The organism is Streptomyces sp. NPDC096323 (assembly GCF_040302845.1).
Taxonomy (GTDB): domain Bacteria; phylum Actinomycetota; class Actinomycetes; order Streptomycetales; family Streptomycetaceae; genus Streptomyces.
Genome location: NZ_JBEOSI010000010.1, coordinates 79,533 through 96,026 on the forward strand (window position 1 = coordinate 79,533; position 16,494 = coordinate 96,026).

The 16,494-nt window shown below is 72.0% G+C and carries 17 protein-coding genes; 4 read left to right on the forward strand and 13 right to left on the reverse strand.

What is annotated here, in order from left to right; translation table 11 throughout:
- Positions 1-160 precede the first annotated feature (160 nt).
- The 4 genes from ABTX18_RS26600 to ABTX18_RS26615 form a co-directional block, all read right to left on the reverse strand.
- Positions 161-1,027: an ATP-binding cassette domain-containing protein gene (locus ABTX18_RS26600; RefSeq protein WP_352125273.1), complete on the reverse strand. Its 867-nt coding sequence runs from the start codon at positions 1,025-1,027 to the stop codon at positions 161-163.
- A complete protein-coding gene (locus ABTX18_RS26605; protein ID WP_352125274.1) occupies positions 1,024-2,073 on the reverse strand; it encodes an ABC transporter permease in 1,050 nt (349 codons plus the stop codon). The genes ABTX18_RS26600 and ABTX18_RS26605 overlap by 4 nt, the downstream gene beginning before the upstream one ends.
- The gene (locus ABTX18_RS26610) at positions 2,070-3,083 is read right to left on the reverse strand and encodes a substrate-binding domain-containing protein (protein WP_503061213.1); all 1,014 of its coding nucleotides are present in this window, start codon (positions 3,081-3,083) and stop codon (positions 2,070-2,072) included. The genes ABTX18_RS26605 and ABTX18_RS26610 overlap by 4 nt, the downstream gene beginning before the upstream one ends.
- A 230-nt stretch (positions 3,084-3,313) precedes the next feature.
- Complete coding sequence (locus tag ABTX18_RS26615) at positions 3,314-4,072, reverse strand: GntR family transcriptional regulator (RefSeq protein WP_352125276.1); 759 nt, start codon at positions 4,070-4,072, stop codon at positions 3,314-3,316.
- Between the two features lie 157 nt (positions 4,073-4,229).
- Here ABTX18_RS26615 and ABTX18_RS26620 point away from each other — a divergent pair, with 157 nt between their 5' ends.
- Complete coding sequence (locus tag ABTX18_RS26620) at positions 4,230-5,234, forward strand: Gfo/Idh/MocA family protein (RefSeq protein ID WP_352125277.1); 1,005 nt, start codon at positions 4,230-4,232, stop codon at positions 5,232-5,234.
- A 37-nt stretch (positions 5,235-5,271) separates the two neighbouring features.
- Here the strand turns inward: ABTX18_RS26620 and ABTX18_RS26625 are convergent, their stop codons facing one another.
- The 5 genes from ABTX18_RS26625 to ABTX18_RS26645 form a co-directional block, all read right to left on the reverse strand.
- Positions 5,272-6,468, reverse strand: coding sequence for a cytochrome P450 family protein (locus ABTX18_RS26625; protein ID WP_352125278.1), 1,197 nt, complete (start codon positions 6,466-6,468; stop codon positions 5,272-5,274).
- Between the two features lie 11 nt (positions 6,469-6,479).
- Positions 6,480-6,899, reverse strand: coding sequence for a PaaI family thioesterase (locus tag ABTX18_RS26630; protein ID WP_352125279.1), 420 nt, complete (start codon positions 6,897-6,899; stop codon positions 6,480-6,482).
- Between the two features lie 17 nt (positions 6,900-6,916).
- Positions 6,917-8,095, reverse strand: coding sequence for a cytochrome P450 family protein (locus tag ABTX18_RS26635; protein WP_352125280.1), 1,179 nt, complete (start codon positions 8,093-8,095; stop codon positions 6,917-6,919).
- A 62-nt stretch (positions 8,096-8,157) separates the two neighbouring features.
- Positions 8,158-8,874: a response regulator gene (locus ABTX18_RS26640; RefSeq protein ID WP_352125281.1), complete on the reverse strand. Its 717-nt coding sequence runs from the start codon at positions 8,872-8,874 to the stop codon at positions 8,158-8,160.
- A complete protein-coding gene (locus tag ABTX18_RS26645; protein WP_352125282.1) occupies positions 8,871-10,088 on the reverse strand; it encodes a sensor histidine kinase in 1,218 nt (405 codons plus the stop codon). Before ABTX18_RS26645 ends, ABTX18_RS26640 begins: the two co-directional genes overlap by 4 nt.
- Positions 10,089-10,234: 146 nt before the next feature.
- On the opposite strand from ABTX18_RS26645, the gene ABTX18_RS26650 reads away from it, so the two are divergent.
- The gene (locus tag ABTX18_RS26650) at positions 10,235-10,471 is read left to right on the forward strand and encodes a hypothetical protein (protein WP_352125283.1); all 237 of its coding nucleotides are present in this window, start codon (positions 10,235-10,237) and stop codon (positions 10,469-10,471) included.
- A gap of 6 nt (positions 10,472-10,477) precedes the next feature.
- Here the strand turns inward: ABTX18_RS26650 and ABTX18_RS26655 are convergent, their stop codons facing one another.
- Positions 10,478-11,401 carry a DMT family transporter gene (locus tag ABTX18_RS26655; RefSeq protein ID WP_352125284.1) on the reverse strand — a complete coding sequence of 308 codons (924 nt, stop codon included), beginning with the start codon at positions 11,399-11,401 and terminating at the stop codon, positions 10,478-10,480.
- A gap of 224 nt (positions 11,402-11,625) precedes the next feature.
- Between ABTX18_RS26655 and ABTX18_RS26660 the strand changes: the two genes are divergently transcribed.
- Both ABTX18_RS26660 and ABTX18_RS26665 read left to right on the forward strand, forming a co-directional pair.
- Positions 11,626-12,375: an SDR family NAD(P)-dependent oxidoreductase gene (locus ABTX18_RS26660; protein WP_352125285.1), complete on the forward strand. Its 750-nt coding sequence runs from the start codon at positions 11,626-11,628 to the stop codon at positions 12,373-12,375.
- A gap of 131 nt (positions 12,376-12,506) precedes the next feature.
- Positions 12,507-13,337, forward strand: coding sequence for an aldo/keto reductase (locus ABTX18_RS26665; RefSeq protein WP_352125286.1), 831 nt, complete (start codon positions 12,507-12,509; stop codon positions 13,335-13,337).
- Positions 13,338-13,363: 26 nt separating this feature from the next.
- Here ABTX18_RS26665 and ABTX18_RS26670 read toward each other — a convergent pair whose 3' ends face one another.
- From ABTX18_RS26670 to allB, 3 genes are all read right to left on the reverse strand, one after another.
- A complete protein-coding gene (locus ABTX18_RS26670) occupies positions 13,364-13,690 on the reverse strand; it encodes a putative quinol monooxygenase (RefSeq protein ID WP_352125287.1) in 327 nt (108 codons plus the stop codon).
- A gap of 91 nt (positions 13,691-13,781) precedes the next feature.
- Complete coding sequence (alc, locus tag ABTX18_RS26675; RefSeq protein WP_352125288.1) at positions 13,782-14,897, reverse strand: allantoicase; 1,116 nt, start codon at positions 14,895-14,897, stop codon at positions 13,782-13,784.
- A gap of 2 nt (positions 14,898-14,899) precedes the next feature.
- Complete coding sequence (gene allB / locus ABTX18_RS26680; protein ID WP_352125289.1) at positions 14,900-16,243, reverse strand: allantoinase AllB; 1,344 nt, start codon at positions 16,241-16,243, stop codon at positions 14,900-14,902.
- Positions 16,244-16,494: the final 251 nt, after the last annotated feature.

Genomic DNA, 16,494 nt, shown 5'->3' on the forward strand with positions numbered 1-16,494 from the left:
TGGGGGGCCGGTTGGAAGCGCTTCCGGCGGCGGACGGTGCCCACCGGTGACGATTCTGCCATTGCCGGACGGAGCGCGTGCCGCAACGGGCCTGCCGCGGTCCGCCCCGCGGTCCCGGTGACCGGGCGCGCGGGGCGGACGGGAACGGCTGCGGGCGCGGTCACCCGGTGGGGCCGTCCTCGTCCCGGCGGCCGCCCAGCGGGTCCGGACCGGGGGTCCGCTCCAGCTCGTGGCTGAGCTCCTCCAGCTCGCTGCCGCCCGCCATCTGGCGCGTCAGCTCGTCCAGCGTCACGTCGGCCTTGGTGTGGCTGCCCGCCATGGCACCCCGCTTGAGCAGCACGAAGCGGTCACCGACGAGGTAGGCGTGGTGCGGGTTGTGCGTGATGAGGACCACGCCGAGTCCCGCGTCACGGGCGGCGGCGACGTACTTGAGCACCACCCCGGACTGCTTCACGCCGAGCGCCGCGGTCGGCTCGTCCAGGACGAGGACCTTGGCGCCGAAGTGGACGGCCCGGGCGATGGCGACGCACTGGCGCTCGCCGCCGGACAGGGTGCCGATGGGCTGGTCGACGTCGCGCAGGTCGATGCCCATCCGCAGCAGCGCGGAGCGGGTCGTCTCGCGCATCAGAGCGACGTCGAGCCGCTTGAAGGGCCCGGCACCGGTCGTCGGCTCGGAGCCGAGGAAGAAGTTGCGCCAGACCGGCATCAGCGGGACGACGGCGAGGTCCTGGTACACCGTGGCGATGCCCCGGTCCAGGGCGTCGCGCGGGTTGGCGAGGGTGGTCTCCTCGCCGTCGACGAGGAAGCTCCCCCCGTCGTGCCGGTGCAGCCCGGCGATGATCTTGATCAGGGTGGACTTGCCGGCGCCGTTGTCGCCGAGGACGCAGGAGATCTCCCCCGCGTGGACCTCCAGCGAGACGTCCTGGAGCGCCTTGATGTTGCCGTAGTACTTGCTGACGTGGTCCAGCACGATCAGCGCCTGCCGGCCGGTGTGCGCCGGCCCGCTCGATTCCTGGGGAGCCGTCACTTCGTCGCCTCCGCGCGCTTGCGTACCCATGCGTTGAGCAGGGTGGCCAGGAGCAGCATCGCTCCGAGGAAGAACTTGAACCAGTCGGGGTTCCACTCCGCGTACACGATGCCCTTGCTGGTCATGCCGAAGATGAAGGCGCCGACCGCCGAGCCGATCGCGGAGCCGTACCCGCCGGTGATCAGGCAGCCGCCGATGACGGCCGCGATGATGTAGATCAGCTCGTTGCCGACACCCTCGCCGGACTGCACCACGTCGTAGCTGAACAGCAGGTGCTGTCCGGAGACCCAGGCCGCGAACGCCACCCCGAGATAGAGACCGATCTTGGTCCGGATCACGGGGACGCCGACCGCGCGGGCCGCGTCGGCCCCGCCGCCGACGGCGAAGATCCAGTTGCCGAAGCGGGTGCGGAGCAGGATCCAGGTGGCGACCGCGACGAGGACGGCCCACCACAGGATGGTCACCTTCAGCTCGACGCCGCCGACCGTCCAGTGCGAGGCGAACAGTGCGCGGGCCGAGTCGAAGCCCTCCATGTTGCCGATGGTCTTCGTCGAGACGGTCCCGCTGATCAGCTTCGTGAAGCCCAGATTGAGACCGGTCAGCATCAGGAACGTGCCGAGCGTGATGATGAAGCTCGGCAGTTTGGTGCGGGTGAGCATGAAGCCGTTGAACGCGCCGATGGCGAGCGTGACCAGCAGGGACACGAAGACGCCGACCCAGACGTTGGCCGTCATCTGGTAGCTGAACATCGACGAGATCAGCGCGGAGCTGGTGACCATCACGCCGGCGGAGAGGTCGAACTCCCCGCCGATCATCAGCAGCGCCACCGGCGCCGCCATGATCCCGATGGTGGAGGCCGCGTACAGCACCGTGCCGAAGCTGGTGGCGCGCAGGAAGCTGTCGGCGACGACCGCGAAGAACAGGAAGACCGCCAGGGCGCCGACGACCGAGCCCAGCTCGGGGCGGCCGAGGAGCCTCCGCAGCGGCGAGGTGCGCAGCAGTCGCTCGTCCACCACGGCCGAGGATGTACCGGGCCCCGCCGTCATCGGGTTCCCCGGGTCGCGTACTCGGCGAGCTGCGCGGCGTCGTCGGAGGTGATGACCTGCGGACCGGTCAGGACCGGCAGGCCGCCGCCGAGGACGTTGCGGTTGTAGCGGTAGAGCCAGAGCAGGTCGACGGCCTCGTACCCCTGGAGGTAGGGCTGCTGGTCGACGGCGAAGCCGAGGCTCTTGTCCTGGAGCCCGGCGGCGACCTTGGCGTTCAGGTCGAAGGTGTCGATCTCGGCCTTGCTGCCCGCGGTCTCCTTCGCCTTGACTGCGGCGTCCGCGAACGGCGCCCCGAGGGTGACGACCGCGTCGATGTCCTTGTCCGCCTGGAGCTTCGCCTCGATGGACGCCTGGACGTCCGGCATGTTGGTGCCTTCGACGTACAGGTTCTGCATCTGGCCGTCGAAGGTCTTCTTCGCCCCGGCGCAGCGCTGCTCATGGCCGACGTTGCCCTGCTCGTGCAGGATGCACAGGGCCTTCTTGCGGCCGCGCGCGTTGAGCTCGTCGCCGACGGCCTCGCCCGCGATCGACTCGTCCTGGCCGATGTGGGTGAGCGCGCCGTAGCTCTTGGACTCGGCGGAGCCCGAGTTCACCGTGATCACCGGGATGCCGGCCTTGACCGCCTTGGCGACGACGGCCTTCATGGCGTCGGGCTTGGCGAGCGAGACGATCAGCCCGTCGACCTTCTTGTCGATCGCCGCCTGGACGAGCTGGGCCTGCTGCTGCCCCTCGTCGTTGTGCGAGTACAGGAAGTTGATGTTGTCCTTGTCGGCCGCCATCTTGGCGCCCTTCTGGACGATGTCCCAGAAGGTGTCGCCGTCGCCCGAGTGGGTGACCATGGCGAAGGTCCAGCGGGGCGTGTTCACCGCGGACCGGCCCTCGGCCGCGGCCTCGGCCGCACGCTCCTCCGCCCGCTTGCCGCCGGTGCTGCTGCATCCCATGAGGGACACCCCCAGCACCGCCGCAAGCACCGCGCCCATCGCACGTACCCCTGTCCGAACCCTTGCCACGACGCCGTGCCCTTCTTGTGCTGCTCGCTGTGCTGCTGGTGGAGCCGGGGCCATACGGTCCCGGCCCGGCTGGGCAAGTATCCCCGAGCCCGGATCGCGCCCGCCCGGCAGGGGCGCGGCGCGTGTGCCGGACAGGGACGTGTACGGCGCCGGGGCGGCCGGGTGCGGCCGTCGTCACCGTACGGGTAGCCGGGAAGCCTGTGACACCGTACGAGAGCCTGGAGCCCGTGTCACCGTACGAGGAGCTGGAAATCGAAGGCGTAGCGCGAGGCGCGGTAGAGGTGGGAGCCGAATTCGACCGCCCGGCCGGTCTCGTCGAAGGTGAGGCGCTCCATCGTGAGCAGGGCGGCGCCCTCGCTCTCCCCGAGCGGGACGGCCTCCTCGGCGGTGGCGAGGCGGGCGCCGACGGTCTGGCGGGCGCTGTGCAGGGTGATTCCCGCACCGCGCAACATCCGGTAGAGGCCTGTGGAGGCCGCCCGGTCGCCGGAGAGGTCGACGAGTCCGGCGGGCAGGTGGTTGCGCAGGAGGGCGAGGGGCTCGCCGTCCGCCTCCCGCAGCCGCTCGATGTACTGCACCTCGGCGCCCTCCGGGACGCCCAGCGCCTCGGCGACGGCAGCCGTCGCGGGCCGCAGGGCGTTGGTCAGGACGAGGGTCGAGGGGCGCCGGCCCGCCGTCTCCAGGTCCTCGTACAGGCTGCTGAGTTCGAGGGGACGCCTGACCTTGGTGTGCAGGACCTGGGTGCCGACGCCGCGGCGTCGGACCAGCAGGCCCTTGTCGACGAGTGACTGGATGGCCTGGCGGACGGTGGGCCGGGACAGGCCCAGCCGGGCCGCGAGCTCGATCTCGTTGCCGAGGAGTCCGCCGGCGGCGAGCCTGCCGTCCGCGATCGCCGCCTCCAGCTGCTGGGCGAGCTGGTAGTACAGCGGGACAGGGCTGGAGCGGTCCACGTTCAGGTCGAGGGCCGTGGCGTCGGCGGCGGATTTCGGCACGCCGGAAGCGTAACCCCCGCGTCCGCATCGCCGGTAGTCCGATCGTCCTGTTGTCCGGACAGCGCCATCCCCCGTACCTGCCGATCCGGTGAATACCAGCCCCAGTTTGTCAGGACATTCGATTGACACCGTTACGGGTGGACGGCACGTTGGGACCATGCGCATCGGACTCCTCGGCACCGGCCGGATCGGCTCCTTCCACGCGGGCGTCCTCGCCCGCCATCCCGCGGTCCGGGCGCTGGTGGTGGCGGACGCCGACCCGGCCCGCGCGGCCGCGGTCGCCGGCCGGACCGGGGCGCGCGCGGTGGCCACGGCGGCGGAGGTGTTCGACGCCGGGGTGGACGCCGTGGTGATCGCGTCCGCCACCTCCTCCCACGCCGAGCTGATCGGCCGGGCCGCCCGCGCCGGGCTGCCCGCCTTCTGCGAGAAGCCCGTCGCACTGGATCTGGCGGGAACCCTGGGCGCGCTGCGGGAGGCGGAGCGCGCGCACAGCGTCCTCCAGCTCGGCTTCATGCGCCGGTTCGACGCCGGATACGCGGCGGCGCGCGCCGCGGTGCGCGCGGGGGCGCTCGGCCGGCTGCACACCGTGCGCACGGTGACCTCCGATCCGGCGCCGCCGCCCGCCGCGTATCTGCCGCTCTCCGGCGGGCTGTTCCGGGACTGCCTGATCCACGACTTCGACATGGTGCGCTGGGTGACGGGCCGTGAGGTGGCGCGGGTGTACGCCACCGGGTCGGACGCCGGGGACCCGATGTTCCGCGCGGCCGGGGACGTGGACACGGCGGCGGCATTGCTGACGCTCGACGACGGCACCCTGGTCACCGCTACGTCGACCCGCTGCAACGGCGCCGGGTACGACGTGCGGATGGAGCTCGCGGGCGAGCTCGGCCAGATCACGGCCGGGCTCGACGACCGCACCCCGCTGACCTCCGCCGAACCGGACGGCCCCGGCGCCCCGGACAGGCCCTGGCCCGGGTTCCTGGAGCGTTTCGCCCCCGCGTACGAGGCCGAACTGGACGCGTTCGTCCGCCTGGTGCGCGGCGAGGCGGCCAATCCGTGCGACGGCCGGGAGGCCCTGCGCGCGCTGCGGATCGCGGAGGCGTGCGAGGTCTCGCGGCGGGAAGGGCGCCCGGTGGAACTGACGGAGATCCCGTCGGCCTGACTCCGGTCCCGTGAACCCCGGGCGCTCCACCGCCGGCTCACCACCTGACCGGCAGCCCCTCCGGCCCCCGGATCAGCATGCCCGTACGCCAGCACAGCCCGGCCGGGTCCCCGTCCAGCGCCAGCTCCGGGCAGCGCTCCAGCAACGATCTCACGGCCACCGCCGCCTCGATGCGGGCCAGCGGCGCACCCAGGCAGTAGTGGATGCCGTGACCGAAGGCCAGGTGCCCGCGGGCGTCCCGGGTGATGTCGAAACGGTCCGCGTCCGGGTAGCGGTCCGGGTCGCGGTTGGCGTCGGACATCGCGACCAGGACGAGCTCGCCGCCGCCCGGGATCACCGTGCCGCCGATGTCGACCGCTTCGGTGGTGAACCGGTATGTGGGCGTCTCGACCGGGCCCGCGTAGCGGAGCATCTCCTCCACGGCGTTGTCGACGAGACCGGAGTCCGCGCGCAGGGCAGCCAGTTGCTCAGGGTGCGTCAGCAGGGCCAGCACGCCGCCGGTGATCAGGTTGACCGTGGTCTCGTGACCGGCGACGAGCAGCAGCCAGGCCATTCCCATCAGTTCACCGGCGGAGAGCCGGTCGCCGTCCTCGTCGGCGGTGTGGATGAGCGCGCTCATCAGGTCGTCGCCGGGCTGTTTGCGCTTGTCGTCGAGCAGTCCGGCGAGATAGCCGGACATCTCGGCGGTCGCGACGCGCCGCGCCTCACCGTCGATGGAGGACACCACGGTGTTGGACCAGTCGCGAAAGGCCCGGCGGTCCAGGAACGGCACTCCGAGCAGTTCACAGATGACGGACATGGGCAGCGGGAAGGAGAGGGACTCGACGAGGTCGGTCCTGCGGTCCGGCCGCGCCAGCATGGTGTCGAGCAGTTCATCCGTCATCTGCTGGACGCGCGGCACGAGTTGCTGCATCCGGCGGGCGGTGAACTCCCGGGTCACGAGTTTGCGCAACCGGGTGTGCGCCGGTGCGTCCGAGCTGAGCATGGAGGTCCCGGCGGAGATCTGGCTGACGCCGAGGGCGGGCGAGGCATTGCGCCATGACTTGGAGAACCGCTGATCCGCGAGGGCCGCCCTGCCCTCCTCGTACCCGACGACGAGCCAGGCGTCGGTGCCCTCCGGGATGCGGACCCGGTGCACGGGGCCCCGGGCGCGTAAGTCGGCGTACACGGGGAACGGATCGCGGGTGAACCGCTCGCCGAGCGCCCCGAGGTCGAATATCGCTTCGGTCGTCATACGGGACTCCTTCAGGACGAGGTGGCGCTCAGCACGGTTCCCTGGGCGACGGCGCAGAGCGTCTCGGCTCCGTCCTGGCCCACGACGGACAGATCGCAGCGCGCCACGGCCTGCCGGCGGCCGGTGTGCACGACCTCCGCGCGCGCGACGAGCGTGGTGCCGGTGGCGGGGCGGAGGTACTGGATAGAGAAGCCGCCCGTCAGCACGGCCGGGCCGAGCGTCGTTCCGGCGGCGAAGGTGAGGGCGTTGTCGGCGGCGTAGGCGAGCACCCCGCCGTGCAGGAATCCGTTCTGCTGCCTCAGTTCCTCGCGGCTGTCGATCTCCAGCGTGGCCGCACCCTCGCCGAAGGCGGTGATCCGCGCGCCCACGAGGGCGCTGAACGGCTGGCTGTCCAGCACCTTCTGCGCCATCCGCAGGTCGAGTCCGGTCATGGCGGGTCCCTTCCGTGTCACCAGCGCACGGGGAGCCGGCGCACCCCGCGGATCAGCATGCCCGGCAGCCAGTCCGGCTCCCCGGCGTCCGGGTCGAGTACGAGCTCCGGGCAGCGTTCCAGCAGTGTACGGATCGCGATGCGGCCCTCCATCCGGGCCAGCGGGGCGCCCAGGCAGAAGTGGATCCCGTGGCCGAAGGCGAGGTGCCCCTGCGCCTCGCGGCGGATGTCGAAGCGGTCGGGACCGGGATACCGTCCGGGATCGCGGTCGGCGCCGGCCAGGGAGACGAGGACCGGGTCGCCTGCCGCGATGGTCCGCGAGCCGATGGTGACGCTCTCCCGGGCGAACCGGAAGGTGGCGGTCTCCACCGGTCCCTCGTAGCGGAGCATCTCCTCCACGGCCCCGTCGAGCAGCCCGAAGTCGGCGCGCAGGGCCGCCAGTTCATGCGGGTGGGTCAGCAGCGCCCGTACACCGTTGGAGATCAGGTTCACCGTCGTCTCGTGACCGGCGACGAGCAACAGGAAGGCCATGCCCACCAGTTCGTCGGGCGACAGCGTGTCCTCGTCGTCGTACCGCGCGGCGATCAGCGCGCTCAGCAGGTCCTCGCCGGGCGAACAGCGTTTGTCCTCGATCAGTTCGGCGAGGTAGGTGCCCATCTCCCGGACCGCGTCGCCCTCCTCCTGCGCGCCGGCCGGGGAGACCACGGCGTTGGACATCACGCGGAAGGCCGCCCGGTCCAGGTCGGGCACGCCGATGAGTTCGCAGATGACGGTCATCGGCAAAGGGAAGGCGAGCACGTCGAGAAGGTCCGCCCGCCCGGCGGGCAGCATCGTGTCGAGCAGTCCGTCGGTGATCTGCTGGACGCGGGGGCGCAGCGCCTCGATCCGGCGCGGGGTGAACTCCCGGGACACCAGCTTGCGCAGGCGGGTGTGGTCCGGTGCGTCCATCTCCAGCATGTTGGCGTTGATCGGGTCACCGACGCCCGTCTGGCCGGGAAGCGTCCGCCAGTCCTTGCCGAATCGCTGGTCGGCGAGGACGGTGCGTGCCTCGTCGTAGCCGACGACGAGCCAGACCCGGTCGAATTCGTCGGTACGGACGGTGTGCACCGGACCCTCGGCGCGCAGCTTGGCGTAGTACGGGTACGGATGCGCGGTGAAGCCGGCTGCTCCGCGCAGATCCGCGTCGACATCGGACATGGGCCCACCCTCCCGGTCGGTCCGGTCAGACTAAGCGGAGCCCTCCGGCGGGGACGACGGGTTCAGGACAGGCCCGTGTCGCCCTCCTCGTCGAGGAGACCCGCGTCGTGGACCAGCAGCGCGATCTGGACGCGGTTGTTGAAGCCGAACTTGGCGAGAATCCGTGACACCTGGGTCTTCACCGTGGCCACGCTCAGATAGAGGGCGGCGGCGATCTCCGCGTTGGAGCGGCCGTGTCCGACGGCGACCGCCACCTCGCGCTCGCGGTCGGCCAGCAACGCGATCCGCTGCCGCGCCCGTTCGGCCCGGCCGGCGCGCTCCTCCTGGCCCGAGCCCGTGGCGCGGGCCATCAGCTGACGGGTGACGGCGGGCGACAGGACGGGGTCGCCGGCGGCCACGCGGCGCACGGAGTCGACGATCTGCGCGGGCGGGGTGTCCTTGAGGACGAAGCCGGCGGCCCCGGCACGGATGGCACGGAGCACCTGCTCGTCGGCGTGGAACGTCGTCAGGACGACGATCTCGGGTGCGTCCGGGCGGCCGCGGAGCGCCTCGGTGGCGGCCAGCCCGTCCATGACGGGCATCCGGATGTCCATCAGGACGACGTCCGGCCGCAGCCGGTCGACGAGTTCGACCGCCTCGCTGCCGTCCGCCGCCTCCCCCACGATCTCGATGTCGTCGGCACCCCCGAGCATGAGGGTGAGCCCGGCCCGGACGAGCGGGTCGTCGTCGACGATCAGCAGCCGGACGGGGCGGGGCGGGGAGGTGGCGGGGGTCGTCATGCGGACCACGGTAGCCAGGCCCGTACACCGAACCCGCCGGCCGGTTCCGGTCCGTGGTCGAGGCGGCCCCCGGCGAGGGTGGCCCGCTCGGTCAGGCCGATGAGGCCCTGGCCGGATCCGGGTACCCGCTCGAAGGGTTCGCCGGGGGCCGGGTTGCGCACCTCGACGGTGATCCCCCGGCCGGGTCCGCCGGTGACCGTGACGGTGACCTCGGCGCCCGGCGCGTGCTTGCGGGCGTTGGTCAGGCCCTCCTGGGCGATGCGGTAGACGGTGCGGCCGACGGCGGCGGGGGCGGCGGCCGGGTCGTCGATCGCGTTGTCGAGGGTGACTTTCATGCCGGCCGACCGGGATTCGGCGACGAGTGCGTCGAGGGTGGCGAGGGTGGGCTGCGGGCGGTTGCCGTCGCCGTCGCGGGGGCTCCGCAGGACGCCGATGATCTCGCGGAGGTCCTGGAGCGCCTCGTGCGCGCTCTCCCGGATGACCCCGGCGGCGCGGGCGACCTCGGCCGGGGGTGCGTCGGGGCGGAATTCGAGGGCTCCGGCGTGGACACTGAGCAGGGTCAGCCGGTGAGCGAGGACGTCGTGCATCTCGCGGGCGATGTCCTCGCGGGCCAGCCGCTGCGCCTGCTCGGCCCGCAGACCCGCCTCGGTCTCGGCCCGCCGGGCGCGCTCGCGCAGCGTGACGACGAGCTGGCGCCGGGACCGTACGACCATGCCCCAGCTCAGCACGAGCAGGACCAGCAGCACCCCGATGACGGTGGACGCGAGGAACGAGGTGGACGGGTCCGGGCGCAGATACGGCTGTACGGGGGCGGAGATCAGGGCCCCCGCGCCGACCAGGGCGACGGGGCGGAACGGCCGGTGGACCGCGACGCTGAACAGCGCCACCAGCAGGGCTCCGGCCGCGACCGGCTCCACCATGGACAGGAGGATGAGGACCACGGCGAGGCCGACCGGCCACCGCCGCCTCACCCACAGCGCGCAGCAGGCCGCGCCCCCGACGAGCGAGTCGATGAAGACGAAGGCGTCGGGGGTGGTCCGGTCCGCGTCGATCGCGGCGAGGACCGCCATCCCGATGCCCGCCGCGCAGAGGAACGCCGTGATGTCGACGGCCCAGTCCCGCACGGTGCGGCGCTGCCGGCCGCCCCGGTCGCCCGGCAGCTCGGGGTCGGCCATCGCCGAGGGCAGCAGCCACGGGTATTCGGTGCGCGTCATATCGACAAAGCTACGCAGCCGGGGCGGGGCTTCCGGGCGTTCCGGGCGGCGAAGCGACCAAAGTCGCGGAAGCGGAGACTTTCGGACCGGCCGGGCAGACCACCGGCCGACGCGGCATCCGAGCGCGGCCCGCCAGGCTCACTGCCATGAAGAAACTCTGCGAGACGGTCGGCTTCCTGCTCTTCGTCCAGGGGACCGCCGGACTGCTCCACGAGTGGTTCGACTGGTTCCGGTTTCTCGGCGTGGTGCGGCGGCTGCCGTTCATCCGTGACTACGCGTTGTTCGCCAACATCGTGCTTGTGGTGGCGGGGATCGCGGTCATGATCGCCTCGGACTCGGTCAAGGAGGGAAAGGAGGCAGGGCAGGGAGAGGTCGGGAAGTGACCGGCGTCAAGGAGTGACGGGGTCCGCGCTGCGCCGGCCCCATGCCGTTCCGGCCAGCACCAGCACCGCGCCCGCGACTCCGAGGACGCCCAGGCGTTCGCCTCCGATCGCGATGCCGGCAGCGGCGGCCCACAGCGGTTCCGTACCGAGCAGCAGGCTGACCCGGGACGGCGAGGTGCGGCGTACGGACCACATCTGCACGAAGAACGCGAAGAGCGTGCAGAAGACCGAGAGGAACAGCAGCCCGCCCCACTCCCGCGCGCCGAACCCGGCGGCGACCGTCCACGGCGACTGCCCGGTCCCGGGGGCGGCGGCCAGCAGGGCGAAGACGGCGACGGAGCTGCCGAGCTGAACCGTCGTGAGCGAGAGCGAGTCCGCCGACTGCACGGACTTGATGCGCGCCATCAGGAGCACGTGGAGGGTACGGGCGAGTGCGGCGGCCAGCATCAGGAGATCGCCCGCCGAGGGGCTGGTGAATCCGCCGCCCTGGGTGAGGAGCACGACGCCCGCGACGGAGAGCCCGGCGGCGGAGAGAAACGCACCGGTCGGCCGGGTCCGGGTCACGGCGGCCTCGGCGAGCGGAGTGAAGATCATGGTGAGGCTGATGATGAGCCCGGCGTTGGTCGCCGAGGTGTGCACGATGCCGTACGTCTCCACCAGGAAGATCCCGCTGAGTACGAGTCCCAGCAGCCCCGCGCCCCGCCACTGGGCGGCGGTCAGCGTCCGCAGCCGGGACCATCCGGCGATCACCAGGACGGGCAGCACGACGGCGAACCGCAGCACGAGGACGGCGATGACGGTCTGCGTCGTGGTGATGCCCTTGGCGGCCAGATAGCTGGATCCCCACACCACCGCGACGAGCAGGACGGGCAGATCGGTCAGCCAGGCCCGGCGCGGCGGGGCGAGGGCGGGCACGGCGACAGAGGACACCGGGATCTCCTGGTTCTCCACAGGGGTGATGCGGAGACCTCACTGGCTCGCACGCGGAACGGTCACGCTACCGGGCGGGCGGGTCGGGGACAACGTACGGACGACGTGCTGCTCCCGGCGCCACCACCGTAGCGGAGTGGGCGTCCGTTTCCCGCCGGTGTCCCGCGCGCCGAAGAACTTATCTGGGACCTGTCAGCACGAACGGCGACGGACAGGATCCCCTCATGAACAGCAGCACCAGCAGCACGAACCGCACCGCGCTCGTCACCGGCGGCAGCCGCGGCATCGGCGCCGCGACCGCCCTGCGGCTCGCCCAGGACGGCGCCGATGTGGCCCTGACCTACGTGCGGGACGAGGAGGCCGCGCAGGAGGTCGTACGGAAGATCGAGGCGGGCGGCCGCCGCGCGATCGCCCTGCGCGCGGACTCGGCCGACCCCGGGGCCCTCCCCGCGGCGGTCCACCGGGCGGCGGAGACCTTCGGCCGGCTCGACATCCTGGTCAACAACGCGGGCATCGGCGTCCTCGGCCCGATCGGCGATCTCACGGACGCCGATGTCGACCGGGTGCTCGCCGTCAACGTGCGGGCGGTGTTCCTCGCCTGCCGGGCGGCGGCCGGCGTCCTGGAGCAGGGCGGCCGGATCATCTCGGTCGGTACGGCCCTGAGCCGGTACGCGGGAGGGCCCGGCGCCACGCTCTACGCGATGAGCAAGTCGGCGCTGTCCGGACTGACCAAGCCGCTCGCCCGCGAGCTCGGCCCGCGCGGCATCACGGTCAACCTGGTCCAGCCCGGTGCGGTCGACACCGACATGAACCCGGCCGACGGCCCGTACGCCGCCGGGCAGCGGGCGGCGAACGCGCTGGACCGGTTCGGGACGACGGGCGAAGTGGCCGCGCTGATCGCGTACTTGGCCAGTGACGAGGCGGCGTACGTCACCGGTGCGGAGCTGGTCGTGGACGGCGGCCACGCGGCCTGACGGGGGCATCGGCCGGGTGCGCCGCATTGACGACAACGCCGCAGATGGGCGTACCCGGCCCCGCGACGCCGCCCCCCACGTGCCGGTCGGTCTTAGGGTGGCGGGCAACGATCCAGCGAGAAGGGACGACCATGCCCGCCACCCCGGCGCACACCCTCAACGACGGCCGCGCGATCCCCGCGGTCGGACTCGGCACCTGGCCACTGGACGACGACGCGGCCGGGGAAGCGGTGGCCGGGGCGCTCGGCCTCGGCTACCGGCTCGTCGACACAGCGCTGAACTACGGCAACGAGACCGGCACGGGGCGCGGCATCGCCCGCAGCGGCGTACCGCGCGAGGACGTCTTCGTCACCACCAAGGTGCCGGGCCGGCACCACGGATACGACAAGACCCTGGCGTCGTTCGAGGAATCCCGCCGCAACCTCGGCCTGGACTACGTGGACCTCTATCTCATCCACTGGCCGCTGCCCCGCGTCGGTCTGTACGTGGACACCTGGCGGGCGCTGATCCGGCTGCGCGAGGACGGGCTCGTGCGGTCGATCGGGGTCTCCAACTTCACGGCGGAGCATCTGACGCGCCTCGAGGAGGAGACGGGGGTGCTGCCGGCCGTCAACCAGATCGAGATGCACCCGCGGCTGCCGCAGGAGGATCTGCGGGCCGTGCACGCCGCGAAGGGCATCCTCACGGAGAGCTGGAGCCCGCTGGGGCGTGGCCGCGATCTGCTGGACGACCCGGACCTGGCCGCCGTCGCCCGGGCCCACGGGGTGACGCCGGGCCAGGCCGTGCTGCGCTGGCACACCCAGTTGGGCGCCGTCCCGATCCCGAAGTCGGCCGATCCGGGGCGGCAGCGCGAGAACCTCGACGTGTTCGGCTTCGAGCTGACGCGGGACGAGCTGGCCCGCATCTCGGCCGGTCCGCAGGAGCGGTTCGGCGGGGATCCCGAGGTGCACGAGGAGTTCTGAGCGAGCGGCAAGCCGCCCCTCGCGCCTTACGAGCGCGGCTGCAGTTCCGCCATGCGGGACCAGCCCTCGCCCGGCACCTCGACGTTGATGATCTCGGGCACCTCCGCCACCAGGTCCGCCATCGTCTCCATCGCCGCGGCGAAGTGCGCCGACTGTACGTGGGCCGCACCGGCCTCGGGCGACGCGAACGCCTCCAGCAGGACGAACTGGTCCGGGTTCTCGACGCTGTACGACCAGTCGAAGAACACGTTGCCGGGCTCCTGCCGGGTGGCGAGGGTGAAGTCCTCGACGGCGGGCAGCCAGTTGTCGCGCTCGGCGGTGCGCACGGTGAACCTGACGGCGATGAAGATCATGGCGACTCCTGCGGGGGGATGCGGGAACCCGGACAGTCCCCGTATCCCTACGGTATCGCCCGAATACGGACAGTCTCCGGCAGGGTGCGGCTCAGCCGCCCAGCTCGACGTGGCGGGCAGCCAGCCGCGCGGCGCCCTCGCCGGTCAGCGAGCCGAAGAGGCGCAGCCGCGAGATGCCGCCGTCCGGGTAGATGTCGATGCGGACCTCGGCGGCCCGTACGGCCTCCGGCAGGACGAAGCGGTGGTTGGTGTCGGGTTGCAGCCGGGTCCTGGGCAGCATCTCGGCCCAGTCGCCGCTCCCCGCGCCACGGGCCGAAAGACTCGCCCAGCCCGCCGAGTTGCCCTTCAGATACGCGGTGTCGATCTCGACGGCGCGGATCTCCGCCTCCTCGACCAGGTGGTAGTGGATCCAGTCGTTGCCCCGGTCGCGCCGGCGCCGGGTCTCCCAGCCGTCGTCCATCTTGTGGGAGCGGCCGGGCTGGATGGTGTTCGTCGCCGGGGAGTAGAAGCGGTCGGACGCGTCCTCGACGCGGCCGCCGTTCTCCAGAGCGACCAGGTCGAAGGTGCCGAGCGCCGTCAGCCAGGCGGGGTCCGGGGCCACTTCGCCGTACACCCGGAGCCGGGCTATGCCCCCGTCGGGGTGCTGGCCGACCCGCAGGTGGGTGAAGCGCTGCGCCGCGTCGACGGTGAACCCGTTGGCGGCGTGGCCGCCGACTGCCGTACGGGGCACGAGGGTGGTCCACTTCACGTCGGGCGCGCAGAGGTCCTCGGGGGACGGCGATCCGGGCAGGGAGACGGCTTCGACGGAGACCGCCTGCGGGTAGTTGCCGCGGAAGTGGGCGGTGTCGACGACGATCCCGCGCACGATGCCGGGTGCGCCGAGGCGGACCAGCGCCCAGTCGTGGTCCTCGTCCGCCGGGTGGGGCTGTGCGGCGCTCACGCCACGGCGGCGGCGGGTCTCCCAGCCGTCCATGATCTTGCCCTTGTGCCCGAAGTGCTCGGGGTCGAAGTGGGCGGGCTCCGGCTTCAGGAGGTTCTCGCGCTCCGCGAAGAACTCGTCGTTGGCGGCGATCACGCCCGCGCCGAGCCGCCGGTCGGCGAGGTCGACGAGGTGGGTGAAGGGGAAGTCGGCGGTGCGGTAGTCGGCGTACGGGTCGCCGCCGCCGTACGGGTTCGCGTCGCCGGTGAAGTGCGGTGTCGCCGTCATGGTCAGTTGTTCCTTGTCTGGAGGCGGCCGGTGGGCTCGGCGAGGATGCCTTCGGCGGCGATGCGCACGCCGCGCAGCCAGGTCGACCGCACGACGCCGTGCAGGGTCCGGCCGGCGTAGGCGGTGACCTGGTTGCGGTGGAAGAGTTCGGCCGGGTCGACGGTGAAGGTCGCGTCGGGCGCGAGGACCGCGAAGTCGGCGTCGCGCCCGGGCGCGATCGCACCCTTGTGGTGCAGTCCGGCGAGTTCGGCGGGGGCGGCCGACATCCAGCGGGCGACGTCGTCCAGACCGTGGCCGCGCCTGCGGGCCTCGGTCCAGATGGCGGGGAGTCCGAGCTGGAGGGAGGAGATGCCGCCCCAGGCGGAGGCGAAGTCCGGCGTCTTGAGGTCGGTGGTGCAGGGCGAGTGGTCGGAGACGATGCAGTCGATGGTGCCGTCGGCGAGACCCTGCCACAGCGCGTCCTGGTTGGCGGCCTCGCGGATGGGCGGGCAGCACTTGAACTCGGTGGCCCCGTCGGGGACTTCCTCGGCGGTGAGGGTGAGGAAGTGCGGGCAGGACTCGACGGTGACCCGGACGCCCTCGCGCTTGGCGGCGGCGATCAGCGGCAGGGCGTCGCTGGAGGAGAGGTGCAGGACGTGCACCCGGGCGTTGAGCCGCTTGGCGTGGGCGATGAGCCCTTCGATCGCGGTGTTCTCGGCGTCGCGCGGCCGGGAGGCGAGGAAGTCGGCGTAGGCGGGGCCGCCGTGCTGCGGGGCTGCCGCCAGGTGGTGCGGGTCCTCGGCGTGCACGATCAGGAGGCCGCCGAAGCCCGCGATCTCGGCCATCGAGCGGGCCAGCTGCTCCTGGTCGAGTTCGGGGAACTCCTCGACTCCGGAGGGCGAGAGGAAGCACTTGAAGCCAAAGACCCCGGCCTCGTACAGCGGGCGCAGATCCTTGACGTTCGAGGGGATGGCGCCGCCCCAGAAACCGGTGTCGACGTGCACCTTGGGGGCCGCCACCTGCTGCTTGACGCGCAGGTGCTCGACGGTGGTGGTCGGCGGGAGGGAGTTGAGCGGCATGTCGAGCAGCGTGGTGATCCCGCCTGCCGCGGCGGCGCGGGTCGCCGTGTAGAAGCCCTCCCACTCGGTGCGGCCGGGGTCGTTCACATGGACGTGCGTGTCCACGAGCCCGGGCAGCAGGACGTCGTCGCCGAAGTCCTCGAGCCGGGCCCCCTCCGGCACCTCGGCGTCGTACGGCAGGACGGCGTCGATCGTCCCGCCGGCGACGTGGACCGCGGCGGGCCGTGTGCCCTCCGGGGTGACGACGCGCGTCGAGCGCAGTACCAGCTTCACGTCCCTAGCGGACACCCGTGCTCCCCACTCATGAATTCAACGAACTGTTGAAGGAGTCTTCACTCGGGAGTGCGACCCGTCAAGACCTCATCCTCCGCTCGGGCCGCCCAGCCGACCAGCCGCGCCCCCGGCTGTAGGTTTCCACAAAGTAAAAGGCTTATTTCGGATTACGGAATGTAGAATGGACCCAGGCGGCACCGTACGGACCGCCCGACCGCCCCCGGAGACCCGGACAAACGAGCCCTGACCGGTCAGGACGGCGCCCC

Bases quoted from the DNA above. Each gene is read 5' to 3' on its own strand.
- ABTX18_RS26670 (WP_352125287.1), bottom strand. From the start codon at position 13,690: ATGATCTTCATCGCCGTCAGGTTCACCGTGCGCACCGCCGAGCGCGAC.
- alc (WP_352125288.1), bottom strand. From the start codon at position 14,897: ATGACGGCGACACCGCACTTCACCGGCGACGCGAACCCGTACGGCGGC.
- ABTX18_RS26625 (WP_352125278.1), bottom strand. From the start codon at position 6,468: ATGACGACCGAAGCGATATTCGACCTCGGGGCGCTCGGCGAGCGGTTC.
- ABTX18_RS26620 (WP_352125277.1), top strand. From the start codon at position 4,230: ATGCGCATCGGACTCCTCGGCACCGGCCGGATCGGCTCCTTCCACGCG.
- ABTX18_RS26665 (WP_352125286.1), top strand. From the start codon at position 12,507: ATGCCCGCCACCCCGGCGCACACCCTCAACGACGGCCGCGCGATCCCC.
- ABTX18_RS26660 (WP_352125285.1), top strand. From the start codon at position 11,626: ATGAACAGCAGCACCAGCAGCACGAACCGCACCGCGCTCGTCACCGGC.
- ABTX18_RS26605 (WP_352125274.1), bottom strand. From the start codon at position 2,073: ATGACGGCGGGGCCCGGTACATCCTCGGCCGTGGTGGACGAGCGACTG.
- ABTX18_RS26630 (WP_352125279.1), bottom strand. From the start codon at position 6,899: ATGACCGGACTCGACCTGCGGATGGCGCAGAAGGTGCTGGACAGCCAG.
- ABTX18_RS26645 (WP_352125282.1), bottom strand. From the start codon at position 10,088: ATGACGCGCACCGAATACCCGTGGCTGCTGCCCTCGGCGATGGCCGAC.
- ABTX18_RS26650 (WP_352125283.1), top strand. From the start codon at position 10,235: ATGAAGAAACTCTGCGAGACGGTCGGCTTCCTGCTCTTCGTCCAGGGG.
- ABTX18_RS26635 (WP_352125280.1), bottom strand. From the start codon at position 8,095: ATGTCCGATGTCGACGCGGATCTGCGCGGAGCAGCCGGCTTCACCGCG.
- ABTX18_RS26640 (WP_352125281.1), bottom strand. From the start codon at position 8,874: ATGACGACCCCCGCCACCTCCCCGCCCCGCCCCGTCCGGCTGCTGATC.